This is a genomic window from Amycolatopsis cynarae (assembly GCF_026802195.1).
Taxonomy (GTDB): Bacteria; Actinomycetota; Actinomycetes; order Mycobacteriales; family Pseudonocardiaceae; genus Amycolatopsis_E; species Amycolatopsis_E rhizosphaerae.
Genome location: NZ_CP113836.1, coordinates 6,736,024 through 6,759,779, shown reverse-complemented (window position 1 = coordinate 6,759,779; position 23,756 = coordinate 6,736,024). Strand labels below are relative to the sequence as shown.

The 23,756-nt window shown below is 69.1% G+C and carries 31 protein-coding genes, 1 tRNA gene and 1 pseudogene; 20 read left to right on the top strand and 13 right to left on the bottom strand.

Going from position 1 to position 23,756, the window contains the following annotated elements; all coding sequences use genetic code 11:
- Positions 1-7 precede the first annotated feature (7 nt).
- Both ORV05_RS36555 and ORV05_RS32715 read left to right on the top strand, forming a co-directional pair.
- The gene (locus ORV05_RS36555; protein ID WP_407652627.1) at positions 8-676 is read left to right on the top strand and encodes a hypothetical protein; all 669 of its coding nucleotides are present in this window, start codon (positions 8-10) and stop codon (positions 674-676) included.
- A 48-nt stretch (positions 677-724) separates the two neighbouring features.
- Positions 725-1,018: pseudogene (locus ORV05_RS32715) on the top strand (DUF1330 domain-containing protein).
- A gap of 409 nt (positions 1,019-1,427) precedes the next feature.
- Here ORV05_RS32715 and ORV05_RS32710 read toward each other — a convergent pair.
- The 5 genes from ORV05_RS32710 to mbp1 all read right to left on the bottom strand — a co-directional run bounded on the left by ORV05_RS32710 (position 1,428) and on the right by mbp1 (position 3,724).
- Positions 1,428-1,658, bottom strand: a complete 231-nt coding sequence (locus ORV05_RS32710; RefSeq protein ID WP_268755741.1) for a hypothetical protein — start codon at positions 1,656-1,658, stop codon at positions 1,428-1,430.
- A gap of 330 nt (positions 1,659-1,988) precedes the next feature.
- The gene (locus ORV05_RS32705) at positions 1,989-2,348 is read right to left on the bottom strand and encodes a hypothetical protein (protein ID WP_268755740.1); all 360 of its coding nucleotides are present in this window, start codon (positions 2,346-2,348) and stop codon (positions 1,989-1,991) included.
- 111 nt (positions 2,349-2,459) lie between these two features.
- Positions 2,460-2,927, bottom strand: coding sequence for a PP2C family protein-serine/threonine phosphatase (locus ORV05_RS32700; RefSeq protein WP_268755739.1), 468 nt, complete (start codon positions 2,925-2,927; stop codon positions 2,460-2,462).
- The gene (locus ORV05_RS32695) at positions 2,882-3,358 is read right to left on the bottom strand and encodes a MerR family transcriptional regulator (protein WP_268755738.1); all 477 of its coding nucleotides are present in this window, start codon (positions 3,356-3,358) and stop codon (positions 2,882-2,884) included. The genes ORV05_RS32700 and ORV05_RS32695 overlap by 46 nt, the downstream gene beginning before the upstream one ends.
- A 132-nt stretch (positions 3,359-3,490) precedes the next feature.
- On the bottom strand, positions 3,491-3,724 hold the full coding sequence (gene mbp1 / locus ORV05_RS32690) for a microaggregate-binding protein 1 (protein WP_268755737.1): 234 nt from the start codon (positions 3,722-3,724) through the stop codon (positions 3,491-3,493).
- 122 nt (positions 3,725-3,846) lie between these two features.
- On the opposite strand from mbp1, the gene ORV05_RS32685 reads away from it, so the two are divergent.
- The 3 genes from ORV05_RS32685 (at position 3,847) to ORV05_RS32675 (ending at position 4,925) form a co-directional block, all read left to right on the top strand.
- Positions 3,847-4,035: a DLW-39 family protein gene (locus ORV05_RS32685; RefSeq protein ID WP_144585929.1), complete on the top strand. Its 189-nt coding sequence runs from the start codon at positions 3,847-3,849 to the stop codon at positions 4,033-4,035.
- Between the two features lie 27 nt (positions 4,036-4,062).
- Positions 4,063-4,135 (top strand) — tRNA-Ala (locus ORV05_RS32680).
- A 178-nt stretch (positions 4,136-4,313) separates the two neighbouring features.
- A complete protein-coding gene (locus tag ORV05_RS32675; protein WP_268755736.1) occupies positions 4,314-4,925 on the top strand; it encodes a hypothetical protein in 612 nt (203 codons plus the stop codon).
- Here ORV05_RS32675 and ORV05_RS32670 read toward each other — a convergent pair.
- Positions 4,897-5,484, bottom strand: coding sequence for a flavodoxin family protein (locus tag ORV05_RS32670; protein ID WP_268755735.1), 588 nt, complete (start codon positions 5,482-5,484; stop codon positions 4,897-4,899). The two genes, ORV05_RS32675 and ORV05_RS32670, sit on opposite strands and share 29 nt — an antisense overlap.
- 57 nt (positions 5,485-5,541) lie before the next feature.
- Here ORV05_RS32670 and ORV05_RS32665 point away from each other — a divergent pair, with 57 nt between their 5' ends.
- The gene (locus ORV05_RS32665; protein ID WP_268755734.1) at positions 5,542-6,507 is read left to right on the top strand and encodes a helix-turn-helix transcriptional regulator; all 966 of its coding nucleotides are present in this window, start codon (positions 5,542-5,544) and stop codon (positions 6,505-6,507) included.
- On the opposite strand, the gene ORV05_RS32660 is transcribed toward ORV05_RS32665, so the two are convergent.
- Positions 6,498-7,415 (bottom strand): SDR family oxidoreductase, encoded by a 918-nt coding sequence (locus ORV05_RS32660; protein WP_268755733.1) that lies wholly within the window; start codon positions 7,413-7,415, stop codon positions 6,498-6,500. The genes ORV05_RS32665 and ORV05_RS32660 overlap by 10 nt on opposite strands.
- 51 nt (positions 7,416-7,466) lie before the next feature.
- Entirely contained in the window at positions 7,467-8,387 is a 921-nt protein-coding gene (locus ORV05_RS32655; protein WP_268755732.1) for a LysR family transcriptional regulator, read from the bottom strand.
- Positions 8,388-8,457: 70 nt separating this feature from the next.
- On the opposite strand from ORV05_RS32655, the gene ORV05_RS32650 reads away from it, so the two are divergent.
- The 5 genes from ORV05_RS32650 (at position 8,458) to ORV05_RS32630 (ending at position 13,097) form a co-directional block, all read left to right on the top strand.
- Positions 8,458-9,348 (top strand): SDR family NAD(P)-dependent oxidoreductase, encoded by an 891-nt coding sequence (locus ORV05_RS32650; RefSeq protein WP_268755731.1) that lies wholly within the window; start codon positions 8,458-8,460, stop codon positions 9,346-9,348.
- Positions 9,349-9,429: 81 nt separating this feature from the next.
- Complete coding sequence (locus ORV05_RS32645; RefSeq protein ID WP_268755730.1) at positions 9,430-10,014, top strand: TIGR03086 family metal-binding protein; 585 nt, start codon at positions 9,430-9,432, stop codon at positions 10,012-10,014.
- Between the two features lie 110 nt (positions 10,015-10,124).
- A complete protein-coding gene (locus ORV05_RS32640) occupies positions 10,125-11,693 on the top strand; it encodes an MFS transporter (RefSeq protein WP_268755729.1) in 1,569 nt (522 codons plus the stop codon).
- Positions 11,694-11,716: 23 nt separating this feature from the next.
- Positions 11,717-12,232, top strand: coding sequence for a DinB family protein (locus ORV05_RS32635; RefSeq protein ID WP_268755728.1), 516 nt, complete (start codon positions 11,717-11,719; stop codon positions 12,230-12,232).
- Between the two features lies 1 nt (position 12,233).
- Entirely contained in the window at positions 12,234-13,097 is an 864-nt protein-coding gene (locus tag ORV05_RS32630) for a spermidine synthase (RefSeq protein ID WP_268755727.1), read from the top strand.
- 7 nt (positions 13,098-13,104) lie between these two features.
- On the opposite strand, the gene ORV05_RS32625 is transcribed toward ORV05_RS32630, so the two are convergent.
- Entirely contained in the window at positions 13,105-14,058 is a 954-nt protein-coding gene (locus ORV05_RS32625) for a threo-3-hydroxy-L-aspartate ammonia-lyase (RefSeq protein WP_268755726.1), read from the bottom strand.
- A gap of 65 nt (positions 14,059-14,123) precedes the next feature.
- On the opposite strand from ORV05_RS32625, the gene ORV05_RS32620 reads away from it, so the two are divergent.
- The gene (locus ORV05_RS32620) at positions 14,124-14,687 is read left to right on the top strand and encodes a DUF2020 domain-containing protein (protein WP_268755725.1); all 564 of its coding nucleotides are present in this window, start codon (positions 14,124-14,126) and stop codon (positions 14,685-14,687) included.
- 137 nt (positions 14,688-14,824) lie between these two features.
- A complete protein-coding gene (locus ORV05_RS32615) occupies positions 14,825-15,277 on the top strand; it encodes a DUF6918 family protein (RefSeq protein WP_144585918.1) in 453 nt (150 codons plus the stop codon).
- Between the two features lie 78 nt (positions 15,278-15,355).
- On the opposite strand, the gene ORV05_RS32610 is transcribed toward ORV05_RS32615, so the two are convergent.
- The gene (locus tag ORV05_RS32610; protein WP_268755724.1) at positions 15,356-15,988 is read right to left on the bottom strand and encodes a hypothetical protein; all 633 of its coding nucleotides are present in this window, start codon (positions 15,986-15,988) and stop codon (positions 15,356-15,358) included.
- Between the two features lie 89 nt (positions 15,989-16,077).
- Between ORV05_RS32610 and ORV05_RS32605 the strand changes: the two genes are divergently transcribed.
- The gene (locus ORV05_RS32605; protein ID WP_268755723.1) at positions 16,078-16,632 is read left to right on the top strand and encodes a peptidylprolyl isomerase; all 555 of its coding nucleotides are present in this window, start codon (positions 16,078-16,080) and stop codon (positions 16,630-16,632) included.
- A gap of 195 nt (positions 16,633-16,827) precedes the next feature.
- Positions 16,828-17,595 (top strand): rhomboid family intramembrane serine protease, encoded by a 768-nt coding sequence (locus ORV05_RS32600; protein WP_268755722.1) that lies wholly within the window; start codon positions 16,828-16,830, stop codon positions 17,593-17,595.
- Positions 17,596-17,608: 13 nt separating this feature from the next.
- Here the strand turns inward: ORV05_RS32600 and ORV05_RS32595 are convergent, their stop codons facing one another.
- Together ORV05_RS32595 and crgA are read right to left on the bottom strand one after the other, a co-directional pair.
- Complete coding sequence (locus ORV05_RS32595) at positions 17,609-18,013, bottom strand: PH domain-containing protein (protein WP_268755721.1); 405 nt, start codon at positions 18,011-18,013, stop codon at positions 17,609-17,611.
- Positions 18,014-18,092: 79 nt separating this feature from the next.
- Complete coding sequence (gene crgA / locus ORV05_RS32590; protein WP_144585913.1) at positions 18,093-18,359, bottom strand: cell division protein CrgA; 267 nt, start codon at positions 18,357-18,359, stop codon at positions 18,093-18,095.
- Between the two features lie 104 nt (positions 18,360-18,463).
- On the opposite strand from crgA, the gene ORV05_RS32585 reads away from it, so the two are divergent.
- From ORV05_RS32585 to ORV05_RS32565, 5 genes are read left to right on the top strand one after another with little or no spacing between them, the layout of a single operon-like run.
- Entirely contained in the window at positions 18,464-19,300 is an 837-nt protein-coding gene (locus ORV05_RS32585; RefSeq protein WP_268755720.1) for a class E sortase, read from the top strand.
- Positions 19,301-19,456 carry a hypothetical protein gene (locus ORV05_RS32580; RefSeq protein ID WP_268755719.1) on the top strand — a complete coding sequence of 52 codons (156 nt, stop codon included), beginning with the start codon at positions 19,301-19,303 and terminating at the stop codon, positions 19,454-19,456.
- A gap of 24 nt (positions 19,457-19,480) precedes the next feature.
- Entirely contained in the window at positions 19,481-20,122 is a 642-nt protein-coding gene (locus ORV05_RS32575) for an aminodeoxychorismate/anthranilate synthase component II (protein ID WP_144585911.1), read from the top strand.
- Positions 20,119-20,985: an ABC transporter ATP-binding protein gene (locus tag ORV05_RS32570; RefSeq protein ID WP_268755718.1), complete on the top strand. Its 867-nt coding sequence runs from the start codon at positions 20,119-20,121 to the stop codon at positions 20,983-20,985. The genes ORV05_RS32575 and ORV05_RS32570 overlap by 4 nt, the downstream gene beginning before the upstream one ends.
- Complete coding sequence (locus ORV05_RS32565; RefSeq protein WP_268755717.1) at positions 20,982-21,629, top strand: hypothetical protein; 648 nt, start codon at positions 20,982-20,984, stop codon at positions 21,627-21,629. Before ORV05_RS32570 ends, ORV05_RS32565 begins: the two co-directional genes overlap by 4 nt.
- Before the next feature lie 58 nt (positions 21,630-21,687).
- Here the strand turns inward: ORV05_RS32565 and pknB are convergent, their stop codons facing one another.
- Positions 21,688-23,697, bottom strand: coding sequence for a Stk1 family PASTA domain-containing Ser/Thr kinase (gene pknB, locus ORV05_RS32560; RefSeq protein ID WP_268755716.1), 2,010 nt, complete (start codon positions 23,695-23,697; stop codon positions 21,688-21,690).
- Positions 23,698-23,756: the final 59 nt, after the last annotated feature.

The window sequence follows — 23,756 nt, the reverse complement described above, 5'->3', positions numbered from 1 at the left end:
TGATGCGGTGCGTTCACGGTTTCGGTCGGCCTCCGGGCCATTGACGGCCGACGGAACACGAGGTCAGTTTCCTGCCACCGGTCACCGGCAGCCGTCGCGCGAACGCCTGCTTTGTCTGGTGTGCCTTGAGCGCGTCGACGCACTCGTCCGCTGCGGCAGCCTGCCGCGATCGCGGGCAGTGCACGCGTGTAACACGCGGGGCATCGCCGTCGAGGGGGAAGCCGAGTCGACAGCCCAGGCCATCGTGCTCCGCGCGGGATTAGAGTGGATCATGCTGGACGACATGTCCATCGAAGACATGCGGTACATCGTGACGCTGTGCGGGCCGGAAGGGCCCCGGCTCGAGGCGTCTGGATCCATCACACTGGACCTTCGACCTCAGTATGCTGTTGACGCCGACGGCACCAGCGGGTGGCGGACACCCGGCAAGGTTCGGATGAGGCTGTATCTCCTCATGCGTGAACGGACTGGAATGCCCGCCATAGCCGACATCGTCGACCTGGGAAGTCTTCGTTTCCGTCTCCGGCACATTCCCTCGTCGCCGAAGGCGCCCAGGGCGCTGAGGAAGACTTGGCCGGGACGCGAACCGGCAGCCGCGGATGGCGGACCCGAACCAGGCCTGATCAGCGCGTCCTCTCAATGCCCGGTGATCCGTCGCCGGGATCGATCGATCTGAGTGTCAATTCGAAGTCGGACGTGTCCGGCCGAAAACAGGAGGTTTCCAATGGCTAAGGGCTACTGGGTCAGTGTCTACCGCACCATTTCCGACCCTGAGAGGCTGACTGCCTACAACTAGCTGGCCGGTCCGGCTGTCCGGGCTGGGGGCGGGCGTGTCCTGTCCCGTGGTGGTCGAGTCGTCGCCCACGAGGCCGGAATCGCGCAACGCGTCGTTCTGATCGAGTTCGACAGCTTTGAACAGGCCGTCGCGGCATACGAGAGCGAGGCATACCAGAAGGCGCTGATGGTTCTCTCCGACGCCGTCGAGCGCGACTTCCGCATCATCGAAGGCATCGACTGACCGGCGGGCCCAGCCATCGCTGAGCATCCGTCACCCGATACGCACACGGTGCTGAACGACGACTCACGCGACGAGTTCGAAGCGATGCCCCGCGTCCCAATTCGCGTAATGGGCGGTTGCTTGACCTCCTGCAACGGGTGCCCGATCTCGTCGACAGGGGTGACGAACTGGGCGACAACCACCGGTGCAACTGGCGGACTTCCCTGGACGAACGTGGACGTTGCTGACCAGGTGAAATGGCTGTCCAGCAAGATCAGAAAGTCGTGATCTTGGCCTGATGGGAGACGGGCTCGGTTTGTTTATAGGCCCGACGGTGCGGCTCGGTCCCCGTCTGGCCCTCCCGATCACTTCTGGGCCGTCATCTTGGGGTGCACATTCCCCACCCATTCGATCCTGCACAGTGTGGATGTCAGGCCGTCCAGGGGTACAGAGGTGCGAAGCTCGGCAACGCGCTCAACTTGTCGTCGTCCCAGTAGGTGTGGCAATAGCCGCGATCGTCCGTCCAGCTCTTCATCGAACCGCTCTCCGGGAACGCCGCCTGATAGACGAACGCCTCGTAGCCGGGACGGTCCCGCTCGACCGACGAGTCGCGGCAACTGTCGCGGGTGCTCTGGCCCTGGGCCAGTTCGAAGTCGACCACATAGGCGTCCCGGTTGGCCTTGCACTGGACCCATTCCAGGTACTGCGGCGCCGGATCTTTCTTGACGCAGGTGGCGTCATTGATCCACGGCGCGGTCCTTGACCGGTCACCTGTTCACGCAAGGTGGGGCCCGGGACGTATTCCGTGACTATGAAAAGCTCTTCGCCGTCGGTCGCGGCGTCGAGCACCGCGGCGGATTGGGCATCGCCCGATGTTCCTCCTCCAGGAGGGACAGGTTAGAACGCCACGGGCGGTCGATGCCGGGAAACTCGGAGAATCGAAGGCCGGTCCGCGGAGTACGCGAACCGGCCTTCGGGTGTCCGTAGAGGGCTAGGTAGCCACGGTGGTGAGAGCACGTTGGTACTCGTCAAGCCACCGCCGGATGCTGTCGCCGACGGCGAGCATGTCGAAGCGGTAGTGCTCGGCGAGCACGCTGCCCTGCGCCAGCAGGTCGCGGAACTCCTGATCCTCCAGTAGTTCGAAGATGTGGGTCACTTCTCCCTTGAGGATGAAGAATCCGGCCTCGACCTCGGAGTCGCCGCTCGCGAGCATGAAGGGCTCGAAGTAGGTCAGTTTCCCTTCCGTGACGAGACGGCGGTAGTACTGGCCCGACTTCTCGAACAAGCTCAGGGACTCCTTTTCCCGTCCCGGCCTCGGCATGCCCCACCTGATCAGGATTCCGGTTTCCATGGGTACCTCCTTCGACGGTCCTCGCCTCCACGGAACACATTCCGGCTCAGGTCGGGCAAGGGGCGTAGGTCCCGTACCCGTGGGGAGAACCCGTTCGTGGCAATGGATTGGTCAGCACACGTCCGCGACGACACAGGAGACGTTGTCCGCACCGCCGCGGCGATTGGCCAGGTCGACGAGCCGACGCACGGCTTCGCCCGGGTCGGCCACTTCGCGCATCACCTCGGTCAGGTGGACTGTGCTCACCGCGCGGTGGAGTCCATCGGAACAGAGCAGGTACCGGTCACCGGGCCGGGTTTCGCGCAGTTCGATGTCCGGTTCCGCGGTGCCACGGCCGTGGAGCGCCTTGACGAGCAGGGTGCGCTGGGGGTGTGATTCGGCTTCCGCCTCGGTGAGGCGGCCCTCGTCGATCATCGCCTGAACGAGGGTGTGGTCGTGCGTGAGCTGGAACAGGCGACCCTCCCTCAGGAGGTACACGCGGGAATCCCCGAGGTGGACGAGCCCCAGTTCCGATCCGGACCACACCATCGCGGTCAGCGTCGTCCCCGCCTCGCCCTCGCTCGCGGCCAACTCCCGCACGGCCCGGCTCGCGCGCTGGCGCGTTGCCCGGCGAGGTCCGGTCCGAATCCGTCGGCCACGGCGAGCAGGTGTGCTCCGGCATAGGCGGCGTCCTGGTTCGAGGCGCGGACAAGGCCGCGATCGGACAGGGCGGCATAGCGGATGGCGAGCGGTGTCATGGGTTCTTCCTTCCTGTCCTCCGCCGCGGCCGGGGCGTCGAGCTCGCAGACGACCTTGATCCGCGCCAGCGGCATCCCCAGTCGCCGGAGCCAGGCCGCCAGGCGGGCCCGCTCGAGCTGTTCGGGAGCGTAGAAGCGGTAACCGGAGGCCTCGTCCACCGTGCACGGGCGGAGCAGGCCGAGTTCGTCGTAGAGCCGCAACGCCTTCGCGGACAGGGCCGAGGCCCGGGCGAAGGCTCCGATCGTCAGCAGTTCCCCGCTTGCCTTCCTCATGCCGCACACTGTGCTGCCTGCCCCTGGGGCAAGGTCAACGAAACCGGCTCTACCAGCGAAGATGCTGGTTCCACGTGGAACCAAGGAGGCCGGCCGGGTTCCTGCCCCGGCCGACCTCGAAAGTACGGACCACTATTGCTCGGCGCGCTGACGCGCCTCTTCGGCGCGTGCTCGTTCGCGGGCTCGGTCGGCCTCCAGTTCGCTCTCGGCGACCCTCCGCTGCTCGGCGGCCTTGTCCTGCTGGGCGCGGCCCTCACGCTGGGCCGAGTCATTGCCGAAGGCCGTGCCGATGGCTTCCTTGACTCGACCCTTGATGCCCTCGACCGTGCCCTTGATGCCTTCCTGGCGGTCTTCGCGGTCAGTCATTTAGGATCTCCTTCTGTTGCCGTATTTTGGGGCTACCCGCCGGTGTCGGGACTACGCGTTCACCCCGGACGGGGGTGCAGTAGCATCGGTGTGTCAGCCGAAACATCGAGAAGGGGCTTCAGGTGAAGAAGCTGTTGGCGCTCGCGGTTATCGCGGGTGGTGTGCTGTTCGTCATCAAGCGCAACAAGGACGCCAAGGCCGAAGCTGACCTGTGGCGCGAAGCCACCGCCCCGACGGAGAAGCCGCTGGGGGCCGTTTCGTCCAACGGCAGCGCGCCGGCCAAGGCCGCGGGCGCAGGGCACAACAACTGAACTCCCGCGGGCAGCCAGCCCGCGTCCGGGGCTGTAGCTCAATTGGTAGAGCACTGCTTTTGCAAGGCAGGGGTCAGGGGTTCGATTCCCCTCAGCTCCACCCGGATCCTGTTCGATGGCCGTTGGCCATCTCCCCGGTGTCCCATCCCGCTGTGGGGCCGAGCCCCCACGGGGTGTGCATCTCCCGAACTCGGGCGGTGACCAGCACCGGGTTGTGTTTCGTACTTTGATGCGGCGAATTTCAGCGGGCGTCGGTAGCGCTTCGCATGATCGTGTTCATGGGCGTGCTGGCCCTCACGTCGCTGGTCGGCTGGTTGTTGCTCGCCCGGACGTTGCTGGTGGGCGCCATCGGTGCAGCCCTGCTCGCCGGATGCTCGACCACACCGGTACTGACGGCGTTGGAAGTGATCCCCACCTCCGGGCCGACGACGGTGTCGGCGGGCGCCGTGACGGTGTCCTGTGTGGCCGGCTTCGCTCGGGTTCTCCGCGCTGCTGTTCCTGGTCGGCTTGATGCCTGGCCCCTACGTCGATCGAACCGAGGTCCTGCCCTGCCCTCCGCGTTGACTCTCGTCGAGCAGAGCAAGGAGGACTGTGGCAACGAAGCATGCCGACAAGAGTTCACCGTCGGAGGCGACGACGGTCAATCCACCGAGGAGATCAAGTTGCAGTTCATCCGCCACCTCACGGGGGCGCGCGGGTGGAAGTTGGGTAGCGACGGGTCGGGCTGCCGTGAGGAGGACCGGCTCGACGGCCCGGGCGCAAGCGAGATCAGGATGAAGATCCAAGGTAGCGCCGTGGTCGTCTCGCTGGACAACTGGAGGGGCGGCTCGTGCCGTCGACCGCCCACGACGAGATCCTTCTCTAATTTGGACGGAGGTAGTCGCTGGTGAAGAACGAGTCGGCCTTCGACAGGGCTTTGCCGTCTCGCCAGATGTCACCAGGGCGGTTGGCGTAGCCGAGGAGTGCGCCACCCCAGTGCATGCCGAGGTAGTCGGCGGTGATGCGCAGGGTGTCGACCAGTGGGCTCGCCTTGGCGGGGTCTTCCTCGCTGAGCGCGGTGATCGCCCACAGCGTTTTGCCCGCCATCCGGCTGCGGAAATCCAGGCCAGGCACGCGCATCCAGCCCGCCCAGTAGTCGAGGTACAGCTTCACGCTCGCGCTGACGCTGTACCAGTACAGCGGCGAGGCGATGACGAGGTCGGTGGTTTCCAGGGTGGCGTCGAGCAGGGTTTTCGCGTGTCCGGTGGGCTGCGGATAGACACCGTCGCTGCGATGCCGGATGTCTTCGAAGGCGGGCAGTGGGAGGTCGCGGAGCCGGAGCCATCGTTGGTCGGCACCCGGCGGCAGCTTTTCGGCGGCCCGCCGGGCCAGATGCTCGGTGTTGCCACCGGTGCGGGCGCTGCCCAGCAGGAAGAGGAAGTCGCGGTTCTTTCCGTCGTTCGCGGACACGTCTGGTGAAAGGCGCAGACCAGCCGGGAGATTCCCGTCTGCGGCAGGATCGGGAGAATGCGGGCGGAACGACTGGTGGCTCTGCTGTTCACCTTGCAGAGCCGCCGCAGTGCGACGATCGCCGAACTCGCGAAGGCACTTGGGGTGTCCGAGCGGACGATGCATCGTGACGTGGCGGCGTTGCAGGCATCGGGCGTTCCCTTGTGGACGGAGCCGGGGCGGTACGGGGGAGTGCGGCTCGTGGAGGGCTGGCGCACCCGGCTCGACGGGCTCACCTCCCGGGAAGCGGTCGCGATCTTCGCGATGGGGGTGCCGCGAGCACTGGCGGAACTGGGGCTCGGCACGGCGATGTCGGCGGCACACGCGAAGCTTTCGGCGACGCTGCCCGCCCCGTTGCGCGAGCAGGCACAGCATCTCGCGCAACGGTTCCATCTCGACGCGCCTGGCTGGTTCCGACGCGAAGACGACGCCGAGCACCTGGCGGCGGTCGCCCGTGCGGTGTGGGAGCAGCGGCGCGTGCGCGTCACCTACGGGCGCGGGGATCGGACCGTCGAGCGGGTGCTGGAGCCGTTGGGACTCGTGCTCAAGGCCGGGGTGTGGTACCTCGTCGCGGCCGTCGGGGAGGAGGTGCGCACCTATCGTGCCGGGCGGATCGAGGCGGTCGAGGAACTCGACGAGCGGTTCGACCGGCCCGCCGGGTTCGAGCTCGTGAGCTGGTGGGAGCGTTCGTCGGCGCGGTTCGAGCGTGAGCTGGCCAGAACGGTGGTGCGGGTCCGGCTCAGTCCCGGTGGCCTGCGCGCGTTGCCCTCGGTTATCGACGCCGGCCTCGCGGCGGAGGCGCTGGAGCAGGCTGGTCCTCCAGGCGCCGACGGGTGGACCGATGTGGAACTGGCGTTGGAGACACCGGAGATCGCAGCCGCGCAACTGCTCGGGCTTGGGCCGGAGGTCGAGATCGTCGCGCCACCCGCCGTGCGGGCCGCGTTCGCGGACCTCGCACGGCGGATGGTGGAGCGTCACCGGTAACCGGTGGTGTCTCCCGCCCGGTCGGTGCCCGCCACCTCGGCGATGTAACGCCAGGCGTCCGGACGGCTGCCGTCGACATCGGTGATCCCGTAGACCTTCGCGAGCTGACCACTGCTCAGCGTCTGCCCCGAAAAGCGCGCCTTTTCCGGATCCCCGGCCAGCGCGGCGACGGTACGCCCGACGAAGGCCGGTGACTCCGAGATGGCGAAGTCCGGTTCCTTGGCCGTCGCGTCACGCCAGTTTTCCTCGCTGACCCCGAAGATTTCGAGCATGGCCTCCGAGCGCAGCCAACCCGGGGTCATGGCCACCGCCGTGCACCCGTGAACCTCCGTTTCGGCCGCCTCGCCGATGGCGAGGTAGTGTGCCGTGGCCTTCGCGAGGTAGAACGCCAACGTGGTGCCCTTGCGGTACTGGGCGTTGTATTCGGCCGTGCCGTCGGTCATCTCCACCACGAGGCCGCCGGGCTTGCGGATCACCAGCGGCAGCAGGTGGTGAGCGGTGATCAGATGGGCGTCGATCCCGAGGTGAAGCATGCGCAGGCTGGCCTCCAGCGAGTGCTCCCACACCGGCTTCCCCCAAGCCATGTGGTGGTCGCCGCCCCATACGCCGTCCACCAGGATGTCCAGCCCGCCGTGGTCGCGGTCGATGCGCTCGGCGAGGCCCCGCACCTGCTCGGGGGCCAGGTGGTCGACCCGCAGTGCGATCGAAGTTCCGCCTGCCTGCCGGACCAGTTCGGCGGTCTCCTCGATGGTCTCGGTCCGGTTCACCTCGGACCGCTGTCCCCCGGAGGAACGTCCCGTCACATAGACGGTCGCCCCGTTCCGGCCGAGTTCCACCGCGATCGCCCTGCTCGCACCCCGGGTACCCCCGGCCACCAGTGCCACCTTGTCCGTGAGATCTGTCTTCATGCCGACGACGATCGCCGCGAACCCTGCCACGGCACGGCAGGGTTTCCGGAGCTATTTCCCCGCGAACACCTCGGCCGCGGCACGGTGGAGGGCGTCGCCGAGCCGGTTCACGGCCTCCGTGGGCGGTTGCGGGAGCCGGGCAAGGACGACGCGGCGCTGCTCCACCGGGCCGCCGTGCACGGGCAGGATCCGCACCCCTGGCGGGGCCGCGGAGACGAGACCCGCCGGCACCGTGGTCACGCCGCAACCGGCGGCGACGAGATGCAGCTTCGCGAGCCAGTCCCGTGCCGTGTGGACGATTTCCGGTCGATCGTCCAGGCCCGGCCACACACCCATCAGTTCGTCCTTTCCGGACGGTGCGGCGATCCAGCGCTGACCGCGCAGTTCCGGAACGGTGACCGCTTCGCCCCGCGCGAGCGGATGCGTCGCGGGGACCGCGACGCACAGCGGACGTTCGGTGAGCGTCCGCAACTCCAGCGGCGGCGACTCCGTGTCGAGCGGGCGGAACGGTGGTCCGGAGGCCAGCACCGCGAGGTCCAGCGTGCCCGCCCGCAGCGCGCGGGCGAGGGACGGTGTACTGCCTTCGCGGGTCACCACGGTGATGGCCGGATCGGTGCGCCGCAGCGCCGCGAGCGCAGCGGGGACGAGGAAGGCGCCCGCGCTGGCGAACCAGCCGAGCCGGACCGTACCGGCCCGCGCGGGCAGGCCGGCCAGTTCGCGGGCCGCGGCATCCATCTGATCCAGCACGATCGCGGCGTGCCGCAGCAGGATGTGCCCCGCTTCGGTCAGCTGGACGCCGTCATGCCGTCGCTCCAGCAACCGAACCCGCGCCGCCCGTTCCAGTGCCGAGATCTGCCGGGAGACCGCGGACTGTGTGTAGCCCAGTGCGGCCGCGGCTGCGGTGAGCGTGCCCCGTTCCGTCACCTCCCGGAACACCCGTAGCGCGCCGGGCGAGACATCGGCCAAGTCCATGACACATACGCATACCAGGACTGAGAAACTTTCGCTGTTCGCATGACAGCGACGCTCCTAACCTGAAGTCATGACAGCGCAACGCATCGCCCTGGTCACCGGGGCCAACCAGGGGCTCGGTTTCGCACTCGCCGAGGGGTTGGCGGCCGGGCTGGGGCCCGAGGACCTGGTTCTGCTCACTGGACGCGATGAACGGCGGGTCGCCGACGCCGCCGCACTCGTCGCGAACGCACCCGGCACGAAGAGCCGGGTGGAGGGCCGGGTGCTCGACGTCAGCGACGCGGACGCGGTGGCACGCATGGCCGCCGAACTCGAACGGGCCTATGGCGGGGTGGACATCGTCCTGTCGAACGCGTCGGCCCGGATCACCCCCGACCGGTCGCAGGCCGAGCAGGCCGACGCCTTCATCGCGGTGGCCAACGGCGGGACACATGCGATCCTGCGGTCGTTCGGACCGGTGCTGCGGCCCGGCGGCAGACTGCTCGTGGTCGCCAGTTCGCTGGGCATGCTGGGCAGGCTCGATCCCCGGCTGCACCACCTCTTCGAGGGCGCCACCCTCGACCAGGTCGAGCAGGTCGTCGAAACCTGGCGCAAGGCCATCCACGACGGCACCGCCGAATCCCTGGGCTGGCCGGTCTGGATCAACGTCCCGTCCAAGGTGGCCCAGGTCGCGGCCGTGCGAGCGGTCGCGGCGCAGCGCCGCGAGCGCGATCTCGCGGACGGCACGCTGATCGCCGCGGTCTGTCCCGGCCTCATCGACACCGCCGCGTCGCGGCCGTGGTTCGACGACTTCAGTCAGGCGCAGACCCCGGAGCAGGCCGCCCGCGCCCTGCTCGACCTGGTGCTCGCCGGGGAAGTCGATCCGAAGCACTACGGCGAACTCGTCCGGTTCGGCCAGGTCCTGCCCTGGACCGGCGGGGCACCTTCGGAGTACCAGGACGAGTTGGTCAAACGCGGCTGAAGAAGCCTTTCTTTAGGAACGAACTCTGCCTATTCGACGAATAGTGTCGATCTCGACAACGGAGAGCGGAAAGGCAGAACGATGACCGAGACCACCGTGAACAGCTGGAACGTCCTGGAGACCGCGCACGAGGCGCTGCGTTCGGCGGTGCGGGGCGTGCGCGCGGGCGACTGGGACCGTCCCACCCCGTGTGCGGAGTGGACCGTGCTGCAGGTGCTTCAGCACGCCGCCGGTGACCAGCTCGCCTACGCCTCCGCGATCACCGGGGAGCCCGGGCCGTCGGAGAACCCGTTCGCCCCTTCCGGCCGTCTCGACGGTGACCCGGTCGACCTCGTGGAAAACGCCGTGCTCGTCACGGCGAAGGCGTGGGCGACGGTTCCGGTGGACGCCTCGGAGGTGCCCACCCCGTTGCCGCAGGGCGCACTGGCCCCGTGGCTCGCGACCGGAGCCTGCGCGCTCGACGCGGCGGTGCACGCCTGGGACATCGCCGTGGCAACGGGGCAGGACTCGCCGCTGACCGTCGAGCTCGCCCGGTCGCTCCGGCCGGTGGCCGACGAGCTCGTCGAACCCCTGCGCGGGTTCGCCTACGCGCCGGCGCTGGCGCCGGAAGCGGGAGACGCCGAGGTCGCGGCGCTGCTCCGCTATCTCGGCCGTCTTCCGCGCTAGGGCAGGCCTCCGGTCAGCGCGGCACGGGAGTTCCGGGCAAGCCTGTGCGGCCTGACCGCCCGGAGGCCGAGCGCCCGGCGGCGGCCCTTCTCCCATGTGACGATGAGGTCATGCCAGCGGCAATCCGGACCAGGCAGCGCCGCGCCCGGCTGACCTGGGCGCAGTTGGCCCAGGTACTGGGGCTGGGCCTCGCCTTCGCCGTCACCGCCGTCGACCCGCTGATGCTCAGCCTCAACCTGACCGCGGTCAGTCACGGCCTGGCCGTGCCCAGCGACAAGCTGGGGTTCCTCGGCGGACTGGCGACGCTGGTCATCGCCGCCGCGGTGCTGGCGATCGGGAACCTCGGCGACCGGTTCGGGCTCAAACGCCTGCTGCTGATCGGGTTCGCCCTCAACGTCTTCGCCCAACTGCTGGGGGCGGTGTCCCCGACGTACTGGTTCCTGCTGATGGCGCGCTTCCTGGACGGGTTGGCGCTCACCGCGCTGCTCGGTCTGTCGCTGGCGTTGCTGAGGGTTGCGATACCCGACGAGATACGCCCGATAGCGCTCGGCATCTTCATGGCCACGGACGCCTTCCTGTTCGGCGTGACGCCGCTGATCGGCGGGCAACTGGTAGCCGCGATGGGCTGGCGGTACCTGTTCCTGGTCACGCCCTTGCTGGCGCTGGGCGGGCTCGTGCTCACCATCCGCTACGTGGCCGAACCGCCGGTCCGGCGCGGCACGGGCTTCGACGTCCTCGGCGTCGTCCTCTTCGGCTGTGCGCTGCTGTGCCTGGTCTTCGGCGTCGGTGAGCTCCAGAACGGGTTCACCGTCCACGCGTGGGGACCGCTGCTGGTCGCCGCCGTCGCGCTCATCCTGTTCGTGATCCAGGAACTGCGGACCCCGCGGCCGGCGCTGGACCTGAGCCTGTTCCGCGTCGCACCCTTCGTGGTCGCGGCGGTGTCGGCGCTGACCCTCAACTTCCTGTCCGCCGGGTTCAGCGTGGTGCTGAGCCAGTTCGGCGGGAACGTCCTGAACCTGTCCGCGAGGGCGATCGGGCAGCTGTACCTGCCGGGCACCCTGGTGCTGGCCGCGATCAGTGTGCTCACCGGGCGGCTGATCGGCCGGTACGGCGCACGGCCCGTGCTGCTCGTGGGCCTGATCGTGCTCACCACCGCCGGAATGGTGCAGGCCGCCACGACCACGCCGACGATGGCGATCTGGCTCCTCGTGCTCATCACCTGGCTCGGCAACCTCGGCTGCTTCCTCACCTCCACCCCGGTCTCGGACATCGTGATGTCCCACGCCCCGCCCGAAAAGGCGGGAGCGGTGACCGCCGTGCAACCGACCTTCGGGATGATCGGGTACGCGATGGGGCCGACGGTCTACATCCTGCTGATCAACCTGCTGTTCCAGCGGCAGTGGCTGGCCGACGCCGAGTCCCGCGCGCTGTCCGCGCAGCAGGCCCGGCACGATGTGGACGCGGTGACGGCCGCGATGGCGAACAGCCCCGGGAACACCGGCTACAACCCGAACCTCGTCCAGCAGATGCAGGGCCTGACACTGGGCGTCGACTACGCGAACGCGGTCCGGATCACGATGGCACTGGTCAGCCTGCTGCCGCTGGTCGTGATCCTGCTGACCGTCGTGTTCGTGCCCCGCCCGCGGCGGCGGGAAGCGGACCGAGGTGCCGTGCGGTGATCGGCGCCAGGCATGCTTTGTCCATGACATGGACTGCTCCTGAGGTGGTGCGCGCGGGCGGCTCGACCAGCGCGCCCGAACGGACCCTGCTGACCGGTTACCTGACCTTCCAACGCGAGACCCTGCTGGCCAAATGCGCCGGGTTGACCGGTGAGCAGCTCGCTCAGCGGTCCGTGCCGCCGTCGAGCCTGTCGCTGCTCGGCCTGATCCGTCACCTGGCGAAGGTCGAGCGGATCTGGTTCCGGGAGCGGTTCTCGGGACAGGAACTGCCGCCGATGTACGACCCGGCCAAGGGCAAGGACGCCGATTTCGACGATCTGGACCCCGAGCGGGCCGAGGCCGACTACGCGCGGTTTCTCGAGGAGTGGCGTCTGGCCGACGAGGCCGTCGCGGACGCCTCGCTGGACGACACGTTCGACCACCGCGGCGAGCCGTTCTCGTTGCGTATGATCTACCAGCACATGATCGGGGAGTACGCCCGGCACAACGGACACGCGGACCTGCTGAGGGAACAGGTCGACGGCGTGACGGGTCCGTAGCGTGGCGAAGCGGCGCAAGGGCGGCGAACCGGTGCCGGGGAAGTATCCGGTCCGCTTCGGTACGGCCGAGTTGCTGGCCGATGCCGACCGGCCCGGCGGGTGGCTGCTCAGCGTCGACGGGATCGCACAGTCCTATGTCGACCTCGACGATCCGGCGCACCTGGAATTCGACTACGTGCGGCGCATGGGAGATGTCGTCGACTGTCTCCGGGAGGGACCGCTGGAAGCGGTCCATCTCGGGGGCGCCGGCTGCACGCTGCCCCGCTACGTCGCCGAGACCCGGCCCGGCTCACGGCAACTCGTCTTCGACGCCGACGGCCCGCTGATCGAGCTCGTGCGAGAGCAGCTCGACCTGCGCTCCGTGCCTCAGCTGCGGGTGCGGATCTCCGACGGCCGGGAGGGGCTGGCCACCCGGCGCGACAACTCCGCCGATCTCGTGGTGGCCGACGTGTTCCAGCGCGCCCGCATGCCCGGCGGGCTCGCCACCGTCGAGTTCACCACCGACGTGGCGCGAGTGCTGCGACCGGCGGGCACCTACTTGATGAATATCGCGGATGGGCCCGGCCTGGTGTTCACCCGCCGCACCGTCGCCACCGTGACGGCGGTGTTCCCGCACGCGCTGCTGCTGGCCGAACCGGGCGTGTTGCGAGGCCGCCGTTTCGGCAACGTCGTGCTGGCCGCGTCGCCCGTCGAACTGCCGGTCGCCGCGGTGGCCGCTCGGGCGGCCTCGGCGGCGTTCCCCGCCCGCTGCGTGGCGGGCGAGGACCTGATCACCTTCCGGGGGAGGGCGAAACCGATGACCGACGCCGACGCGACCCCCTCACCCGAGCCGCCCTGGAACTCCTTCGGCCTCCCGAGCCGCTAGGGACTTCTCAGCCGAGGAGCAGGCAGAACCGCTCGGTGGCGATGTTCCCGCCGGAGAGGAGTACGCCGATCCGGCGGCCGGGGAGGCGGACCTTCCCCGCCAGCAGCGCCGCCACGCCGACCGCGCCGCTGGGCTCGACGACGATCTTCATCCGGTCGAACAGGAAGCGCATCGCGTCGCGGATCTCGTCGTCGGTGACCGTGGCGACCTCGCCGACCAGCCGCCGGTTGATCTCGAAGGTCAGTTCGCCGGGGGTGGGCGCGGCCAGGCCGTCCGCGATGGTCTGGGGAACCCCGATGTCGACCCGTTCCCCGGCCGCGAAGGAGCGCTGGTGGTCGTCACCCGCGGCCGGTTCGACACCGATCATCGCCGTGTCCGGGAACAGCGAGGTGGTGGCGATGGCGCTGCCCGCCATCAGTCCGCCGCCGCCCATCGGGACGAGCATCGCGTCCAGCCGTCCGGTCTCGTCGACGAACTCCAGGGCGGCGGTGCCCTGGCCGGCGATCACGGCCGGGTGGTCGTAGGGCGGGACGATGGCGAAACCGTGCTGCTCGGCGAGGTCCGCGGCGAGGGCGGCCCGGTCCTCGGTGTACCGGTCGAACCGGCGGATGTCCGCGCCGTAGCCGCGCACGGCTTCGACCTTGGACTCCGGCGCGTCGATCGGCATCAGGATGGTCGCCTTGCTGCCCAGCAGCGATGCGGCCAGCGCGACGGCCTGTGCGTGGTTGCCCGAGGAATAGGCGCAGACCCCGCGCGCGAGCTGCTCCGGGGAAAGCTGCGACAGCGCGTTGTAGGCGCCACGGAACTTGAACGCCCCGATCCGCTGAAAATTTTCACACTTTAGGAAGACTTCGGCGCCAGCCCGCTCGTCCAGGGTGCGGGAGGTGAGCACGGGAGTCCGGTGCGCTTGGCCGGTCAGCCGCAGGGCGGCGGCGCGGACGTCGTCGAGAGTCACGGTCACTTGGACAGTATGTCGGATATCTAGACCAATAGTCCAGCGACTTGGGGCGTGGTTCACTGTGCCCGATGCGTCGAGTCGTGCTCGTTCTCGCAACCTTCACCCTGGTCACCGGCCTGGGCGCGGTCGGCTGCTCCCAGCGCCCCGCGCCGGTCGCCAAGCCGTCCTCGTCCAGCGCGCCGCCGCCGGCCATCACCACCGCCAGCACCACGGCCGCCCCTCCGCTGCCGCCCGATCCGCAGCCGGTGGCCGCCGGTCCGTGCCCCTACCTCGCCACCGACTTCGCCGCTCAGGCCAACGGGCAGCGGGTGTCGGTGGTGAAGCTCTCCGCCGACCGGCCCCATCCGGCGTGCTTCTTCTACGACCGCGCGGGCAAGCTCCAGCTGACCGTGCGGATCTACGTCGGCGAACCGGCCGTGGCCACCGCTCTGGTGGACCACGTGGCGCCCGTGGACACCAGCAATCCCGCGACCGATCCCCCCGGCTGGCAGGGCGGATACCAGCAGATGGACGGGGGTGCGGTGTACGCGGTCGCGAAGCAGGGCACGGCGGTCGTGGTCACCACCGACCAGATGCAGACAGTCAAGGCGAGAACCGTTACGAAACAAACAATTTCCGCTCTGGGCCTCTAACGCAGACGGCCTGAAGTGTCCGATCGATCTTGTACTACTCTGATCGCCACCTGCAGCCGGGGAGGACCAGCACCCGGGGTCGGTGTGCCAAGGGCCGCAGGCAATCCGTGTACCTCAAAGCAAAGAAGGAAACATCCGTGGCTGACACCCTCAAGGCAATCCTGCTCGACTCCGGCAGGCGTCCGGCCGTCGTCGCCGACCTGGAGAACCTGGTCGACGAAGAGGTCGCGGACAAGGGCGGCGTTTCGGGTGCCGTGATCAAGACTGGTTTCGCGGCCGTCAAGAAGATCAAGCCGGGCATCATCGGCTCGGCGGTCGACAGCCTGCTCGACGATTTCGCTGCCTCCCTCGAGCCGTTCTACGCCGACTACAAGGCCACGGGTGGCACCGACTTCGGTGGCTACCTCGCGGGCCGCGGTGACGAGGCCGCGGACGCGCTGCTCAGCGTCACCGACGGTCGTGCGGAGCAGACCTCCCGGGACAGCATCAAGAAGGTCTACAGCAAGCTGCGCCCGAACGGGAAGAAGAACGTCGAGGAAGCGCTTCCCCGCCTCGGCAAGCTGATCGACAAGCACGCGGCGACCGCCTGATCCCGGTCCCGTCAGTCCGAAGGCCACCATCGCGGCAGGTTCGCCGGGATGGTGGCCTTCAGACTGTCTCGGCCGGATTCAGGCCTTGCGGTGCTGAGCCGAAGACGCCGCCTGTGCGGTCTGCTGGCCGTTCGCGCTCGGCGCCGTTTCGGCCTTCGGTGTCGTGCCGGTGCGTGGCGGCTCAGCCGCGACCGGGGGCTGCGGCTTCGGGCGCAGGGCGGCGTAGGCCGCTCCGCCCGCGAGCACGGCGATGCCCAGCAGCCAGGGCCAGCGGCGGCGGCGCCTGCCACCCTTGGCCGCCAGCTTCGCCTCCGCCAGTGCGGCCTTGAAGTCCCTCTTCGCGATCTTGAAATCGCGCTTGGCCTTGCGCTTCGATTCCCCTGCCGCCTTGGCGGCCCGTAGCGCGGCCTTGCGGGCCTTGCGGCCCGGTTTGCGCATCTCGGCGAGCCGTTCGGCCGCCTCCTTGCGCGCCTGCTTACCTGCCTTGGCGAGCTCCTTGCGGGTCTGGCCGGACTTGCGGGCCAGGTCCGCCGTGGCCTGACGGCTTCGCTTCGCCGCCTCCTTACGGGCCCCTTCGGTGCTCTCCGCGGCCACCTGCGCGACGCGGACGGTGGCCTCGGCCCCCGCCTTACCCGCCTCGACGGCGCGTTTACGCAGGCCCAGCAAGCCGGTCCGGACCGACTCGCCGACCGAGTCCGTTGCTCGGGTCATGGCCTTCACCTCGTCAATCGTTGTTCAACCGGTGGTTACCCCGTCCCCTATCCTGCCCGTCTCCGGCCGATCGCGCTGTGGATGGCACGATGAGAGGCGTGAGTGAGAGCAACGAATCCCTCGTTGGTGGCAAGCTCCAGGCGGTGCTGCACACCAACCACGGGGACATCCGGCTGAACCTTTTCCCTGATCACGCGCCCAAGACGGTGAAGAACTTCGTGGGCCTCGCGGAGGGCACGAAGGAGTACGGCCAGCCCAACGCCAAGGGGGACTCCTCGGGGCCCTTCTACGACGGTTCCGTCTTCCACCGGGTGATCTCCGGCTTCATGATCCAGGGTGGGGACCCGACGGGCACCGGCCGTGGCGGCCCCGGCTACCGGTTCGCCGACGAGTTCCACCCGGAACTGCAGTTCAACCGCCCGTACCTGCTGGCGATGGCGAACGCGGGACCGGGCACGAACGGTTCCCAGTTCTTCATCACGGTCGCGCCGACCGCGCACCTGAACTTCAAGCACACGATCTTCGGTGAGGTCGCGGACCAGGCGTCGCGCCAGGTCGTCGACTCGATCGCCAACACCGCCACCGGGGTGGCCGACCGCCCGATCAACGAGGTGGTCATCGAGAAGATCGACATCGAGCGCTGAGTCGTTTCGGGCGGGTAGTTTGGAGGCATTGTGAACCAGCCTCCCAACGCTCATCCCCCGGCACCGGCCCTGCCGGGCTGCTGGTGGCACCCGAACAGGCAGACCGGTCTGAGCTGCACGCGCTGCGGCCGGCCTGCCTGTCCTGACTGCCTGCGTGAGGCCGACGTCGGCTCTCACTGCGTCGACTGCGCCGCGGTGAGCCACCGGCAGGCGCGGGCCGCCCGGCCGGTGTCTCCCCAGGCTCTGGTCGGGGCGCGGTCGTCGGGGATGCCCGTGGTCACCCCGGTGCTGATCGGGTTGAACCTGCTGGCGTTCGTGGTCACCGTGGTGCAGGCGAACAGCCTGGTGGACAACCAGGGCTCCGCCCTGTTCGGGGACTGGGTGCTGTGGCCGAGGGCGATCGCGGGTGCGGACCAGTGGTGGCGGCTGGTCACGAGTGGCTTCCTGCACTTCGGCCCGTTGCACATCCTGTCGAACATGGTCGCGTTGCTCGTGCTCGGGCGGGATCTGGAGCCTCTGCTCGGCAAGGCCCGGTTCCTCGTGCTGTACCTCGTCTCGTTGCTCGGCGGGGCCGCGGCGGTGTACGCCTTCGGTGATGCGAACGGGGCGACGGCGGGGGCTTCCGGAGCCATCTTCGGGCTGCTCGCCGGGGCTCTCGTGGTCGTGCTCCGGATGCGGCTCAACCCGATGCCGATCATCGTCACCGTCGGGCTGAACGCGGTCATCACGCTGAGAGTGCCGCAGATTTCGGTTTGGGAGCACCTCGGCGGCTTCCTCACCGGCCTGGTGGTCATCGCGGTGCTGGTGTACGCACCGAAGAAGAACCGGGTGTGGTGGCAGGCCGCCGGGGTGCTGGTGGTGGTGGCAGTGGCGGTGGCGCTGGTGGTCCACCGGGACGCGCAGCTCGCCGGGGTGATGTGCGGGCCCGACGCACAGGCGGCACTGGTCTGCACGCCCGGCTGACCGGGAGCGGGGATCAGCCCCGCAGGTTCGCCAGTGCGTCGAGCACCTCGCGCGGATCGGCGCCCAGTTCCAGCCTGCCGAAGACGAACAGGTGGTCACCCGCGGAGATCTCCAGCGTGGTGCTGTCCCGGCCGAGGCGTTTGGCGGTGCGCAGCGTGGTCCGTGTTTCCGGCCAGGTGAACTCATGAGCGCCGTGGGCGGTGCGCACGCGGACTCCCCGGGGGTCGGCGGCGAGGCGGGGCCTGACCACCGAGCCGTGCACCGACAGCGCCAGCAGCACCATCGCGGCGACGCCGAGCAGCAGGGCACCCCGCGGGTCGGCGTAGAGCACGGCGCCCGCGAGTGCAGCGGCAGCGGCCAGCCAGCCGAGGGCGACGAGAGCCGGCTGCGGAGCCCAGTGTGCCGTGTAGTTATCCACAGGGGTTATCCACAGTGGGGATGAATTACAGCCGTGTCATTTGCCGTCAAGAGGCCGTTCGGAGTAATTTCCGCGACCGTCAGCGCCATCGCATGGTCATCATCAGGCCGGTGATCATCAGCCCGAAGCCGACCGCGAAGTTCCAGTTCCCGAGATCGGACATGAAACCGATCTTGTCCGCGGCGATGTAGTTCACCACGAGCCAGGCCAGGCCGATCAGCATCAGCCCGAACATGACGATCTTGTAGATCGGATGGGACGGCCCCGCTGCGCGCACCTTGACCGGGGTGCGCCGGTCGGCAGGCGGGGTGTACGCCGTCTTCTTGCGGACCTTCGACTTGGGCATCGGAACCTCGCGCGCTCGGGTGAACTGGGGATGCACAGCGTCTTTGCGCGCACCCACCGCTGGCTCCACACGTTAACGTAAGCGAGCTGACGAGAGGAGCGCGCGTGGCGATACTGCAAGCACCGCCGCCGAAGTCGTCGCCCGGCCGTGGCAGGAAGACCGTGCGCACCCTGGGCGAGCTGCTGATCACAGCGGGGCTCGTGGTCCTGCTGTTCGTGGTCTACGAGCTGTACGTGACCGACCTGTTCTCCGCGGGCAAGCAGGCCGACGCCGCCTCGACGCTGGAAGGCGACTGGGCCAAGGGGCGTGAGCTGCATCCCGAGCTGATCGACGGCCAGGCCTTCGCCAAGATCTACATCCCGACCTTCGGCGCCGACTACCACTTCACCATCCAGCAGGGGACCGACGAAAAGTCGCTGGAGGTCGGGCCGGGGCACTACAAGGGCACCGCACTGCCCGGCGAGCCGGGCAACTTCGCCGTCGCCGGGCACCGGGTCGGCAAGGGCGCCCCGTTCAACGACCTCGACCTGCTGAGCTCCTGTGACGCGATCGTCGTCGAGACCCAGACCGACTTCTTCGTGTACCGCGTGCTGCCGCACGCCGACGAGATCGCCGGCTGGGCCACCGGCAAGGGGCGCGATCCGAAGTGCCAGCGGGTCAGCACGTTGCGGACGAACGCCCCGGACGGCGGGCCCTACGGCCAGACCGTGGGGCGCGAGGTGGTGACCCCGGACCAGGTCACGGTGATCGCGCCGGTGCCGCACCGGGCCCCCGACCTGCTGCCGCCCGCACAGCAGGTCGCGCTCCTCACGCTGACCACCTGCCACCCCCAGTTCTCGGACCGGCAGCGGCTCATCGTGCACGCGGTGCTGACCAACCAGTACCCGAAGGGGAACGGCGCGACCTACGCGCAGTTGCTGCAAGCCCTCGGGGAGGGATAGATGTACGGCTGGATCTGGCGGTACCTGCCCGGGCCGGTGGCCGCGAAGCTCTTCCTGGCGATCGTGCTGGTCGCGGGCGTGGTGGCACTGCTGCTCTTCGTGGTGTTCCCGTGGCTGGACCCGCTGCTGCCGTTCAATAACGTCTCGGTGCAGTAAGCCCGCCCCGGTAGTCTGGTGGCCATGCGCGTCCTCGTCGTCGACAACTACGACAGCTTCGTCTACAACCTGGTGCAGTACCTGGCCCAGCTCGGTGCCGACTGCACCGTCTGGCGCAACGACGAGGTGGACATCGAGCGCATCACCGAGTTCGACGGCGTCCTGGTGTCGCCGGGGCCGGGCACACCCGAGCGAGCGGGTCAGAGCATCGACGTGGTGCGCCGATGCGCCGACACCCGCACCCCGGTGCTCGGTGTCTGCCTCGGGCATCAGGCGATGGGAGTCGCCTGGGGCGGCACCGTGGACCGTGCGCCCGAACTCCTGCACGGCAAGACCAGCCTGGTTTTCCACGAGGACAAGGGTGTGCTGGCCGGCCTGCCCAACCCGTTCACCGCGACCCGTTACCACTCGCTGACCGTGCTGCCGGAGACCGTGCCGGACTGCTTCGAGGTCACCGCCCGGACCGAATCCGGAGTGGTGATGGCGATGCGGCACCGGGAGTTGCCGGTCGAAGGGGTGCAGTTCCACCCGGAATCCGTGCTGACCGAGCGCGGGCACCTGATGCTGGCGAACTGGATGGCCGGGGCCGGGCATCCGGTGCCACGGGCGGTCGTGGACGCGCTGGTCACCGAGGTCGAGGCACTGCGCAAGACCGCTGTGGCATGACCCCGCTGCTCCGGCTGCGCGCGGTCGGAAAGCGCTATGGCGCGGGGCCGGACGTGTTGACCGGGGTGAACCTGGAGATCCGGCCCGGCGAGGTGCTCGGCGTGGTCGGCACCAACGGTTCGGGGAAGTCCACCCTGCTGCGCATTCTCGCCGGGCTTTCGGCGCCTTCGGCCGGAGTGGTCGACGGCAGCCCGTCGGTCGGGTACGTGCCCGACCGCTTTCCGGCCGCCACCCGCATGACCGCGGTGAGCTACCTGCGGCACCTGGGCCGGATCCGCGGTGGGCCCCGTGCTGGTGACCTGTCCGCACGTGCCGTCGAGCTGTTGGACCGGCTCGCGCTCGTGGGCGGTCCCGGCGCCCCGATCCGCAGCCTGTCGAAGGGCAACGCCCAGAAGGTCGCGCTCGCCCAGGCCCTGCTGACCGAGCCCGAGCTGCTCGTGCTGGACGAGCCGTGGTCCGGGCTGGATCCCGCGGCGCACCGTGCGCTCGCCGAGCTCCTCGCGGAGAGCCGCGAACGCGGCGCGGCCGTGGTCTTCACCGAGCACCGGCTGGATCATGCGCGCGCGTGTGCGACGCGCGTGTCCCAGCTTGTCGCGGGCTCGCTGCGACCGGCGTTACCGCCCACGCCCGGCGACGAGCGGGCCGTGCGGATCGTCCTCCGCGGCGAGGGCGCCGACGACTGGCGGGACGAGCCCGGGGTGATCGAGGTGGCCAGGAAAGCCGGGGAGGTCGAACTGACCGTGGCGCGGGACCAGTCGGACGCGGTGCTGCTGTCGGCACTGCGGCGGGGATGGTCCGTGTTCAAGCTCGACAGCACGGCCGACGACAGCACCGCCGCCACGGGAAGCCCGAGCGTTCGGTGATCCGCTACCAGCTGGCCCTGCTGGGGCATTCGCAGCGCTACCTGCCGCCCGTGCTGGCCTTTCTGCTGGTCATGGGCGTGCTCTACACCGACCGCGGAGCTCCGCAGATTCCGCAGTACGCCGTGTCGTGCGGCGCGCTCACGGTGATCGCCTGCTGGCTGGCCATCGCACTGGTCGACACCGAGGATCCGGTCCAGCGGTTGATCACACTGACCCACGCCGGGCCGGTCCGCCTGGTCGGCGGAGCGGCGGCTTCGGTACTGATCTGTTGCGGCGGGCTGGCCGCGGTGTCCCTGGTCTGGTCGGCGATCGCGTTCGGCGGGTTCGCCCCTGCCGCGCTGGGCATCGGGGCTCTGGCACACCTCGCCGCGGCACTGACCGGGATCACCGTCGGCCTGTCCTGTTCCCGGCTGCTCGTGCCCCGCATCGGCTACACGGTCCTTGTCGCACTGGCGGCGCTGATGGCGGTCTTCCTGCTCCATTGGCTGCCACTGATCAACCCGATGCTGCGCGCCATGTCGAACACCATGTCGCCCGGCGGGTCCCTGCTCGGACCGGTGCTCACCGGACTGGGCTGCTCCCTGGCCGCGCTGGCCATCGCCGTCACCGCGGTCGCCGCGCTGCTGCTGCGGCGGCGGGCCTGAGGCGCACAAACGAAAAGGGCCAGGGCGAGCACGCCCTGGCCCTTTCGGTCACGACCGATCAGCCGCCATTGCCGCCGCCGCCCGGGGGAAGGAAGCCTCCCCTGCTCGACGTGGCGCTGCTCGAACTGCTGCTCCCGCCACTGCCGCTTTCAGCGAGGTAGATGGTGATCGCCTGGGTCTTCTGGATCTGCGCTCCGGCCTGTGGGGAGGTCCGGGTGACGGTGCCCTGCAGGCTTGGGTTGGTCACCTTGTCGACCTGGTAGCTCAGCTGTCCGGTCCAGCCCGCCTGGGCCAGCGCGTTCTCCGCGTCCGTCTGGCTCTTCCCGACCAGGTTCGGCATGGTGATCAGCGCCAGAGAACCATCGGACACGTAGAGCGTGATGGTGCTGCCCTCGGCCTGCTGTCCGCCGTTCGGCCGCTGGTTGACCACGGTGCCCGCGGGATCGGCCGCCGCCTGCGTCTGCTTCGAGACCTTGAACCCGAGCGCCTTCAGGCCGGCCTCGGCCACGCCGACCTGCTGGCCGGTGTAGTCGGTGACCGCGATCATGTTCTTGGTGTTGCCGACCGTGAGGCTCACCGTGCTGCCCTCGTCGACCTGCGAGTTGCCCGCCGGGTTCTGCCTGATGACCTTGCCGTACAGGTTCGGGTCGTTGACGTCGACGTAGGTGACGTTCGGGTCCGCGTAGAGCCCGGCCGCGGTGAGCATCGCCTGCGCCTCCGCTTCGGTCCGGTACGGGGCGCTCGTCAGGTCCGGCACCGCGACCTTTCCGGGCGCCTTGCCGACCCGCAGCTTGATCTCGGTGGTCACATTCACCGAAGCCCCGGCCGCCGGGTCGGTGGACAGCGCCTTGCCCTCGTCGTCGGCGGTGCACGGCTGCTGGTGGTCGGGCTGCATCTTGCAGACCACCGGCACCAGGGTCACCTTGTTGAAGCCCTTGTTGTGCAGCGTGTCCACGGCGAGATTGGTCTGCAGGCTGCGTACGTCGGGTACGACCGCGGTGGCCGGTTTCGTGTCGAAGGCATTGTTGACCCACAGGATGAACGCGACCAGCCCGAGGGCGATGACGCCGAAGATCGCGGCCGTCCACAGCCGGACGCGCCGCCGCTTCTTCGCGTCGTCCCCCGGCGCGGCCGCGTACTCCTTGTAGTCCCCCGCGTGCCCCGGGCCGCCCTCGTCCATCACCTGGGTGCGCTCGTCGGGGGTCATCACCATCGGCGCCGACGGGCGCTGGCCGGACAGCACGCGCACCATGTCCGAGCGCATCTCGGCGGCCGACTGGTACCGGTTCGCCGGGCCCTTCGCCAGTGCCTTGAGCACGATCGCGTCCAGCTCCGGCGAGACGGCCGGATTCACCGAGGACGGGGCCTTCGGGTCCTCCCGGACGTGCTGGTAGGCCACCGCCACCGGCGAATCACCGGTGAACGGCGGCTCCCCGGTGATCAGCTCGTAGAGCACGCAACCCGCCGCGTAGACGTCGCTCCGCGCGTCCACGCCCTCACCCCGCGCCTGTTCCGGTGACAGGTATTGAGCGGTCCCGATGACCGCGGCCGTCTGTGTCATCGCGGCCTGGCCGTCGTGCATGGCCCGCGCGATGCCGAAGTCCATCACCTTGACCGCGCCGTGGTCGGTGATCATCACGTTCGCGGGCTTGACGTCCCGGTGCACGATGCCATGGCGGTGCGAGAAGTCCAGCGCGGCACAGACGTCGGCCATGACCTCCATCGCGCGCTTCTGCGACATCGGACCCTCGGTCTTGACGATGTCACGCAGGGTGCGGCCGCTGACGTACTCCATCACGATGTAGGGCAGCGGACCGAACTCCGTCTGCGCCTCACCGGTGTCGTACACGGCCACGATCGCGGGGTGGTTCAGTGCCGCCGCGTTCTGGGCCTCGCGGCGGAAGCGTTCCTGGAACTGCGGGTCCCGTGCCAGGTCCGCACGCAGGATCTTCACCGCCACCTCGCGGCCGAGCCGGATGTCGGTGCCGTGGTGGACCTCGGACATGCCGCCGTAGCCGAGCGTGTCGCCCAACTCATAGCGGTTGGACAGAACTTGGGGTGCGCTCATCGGGGAAAGCCGTTCCGTTCCGTCAGAATCGTTCAAAACGCGCACGCGGGTGCGGGTGG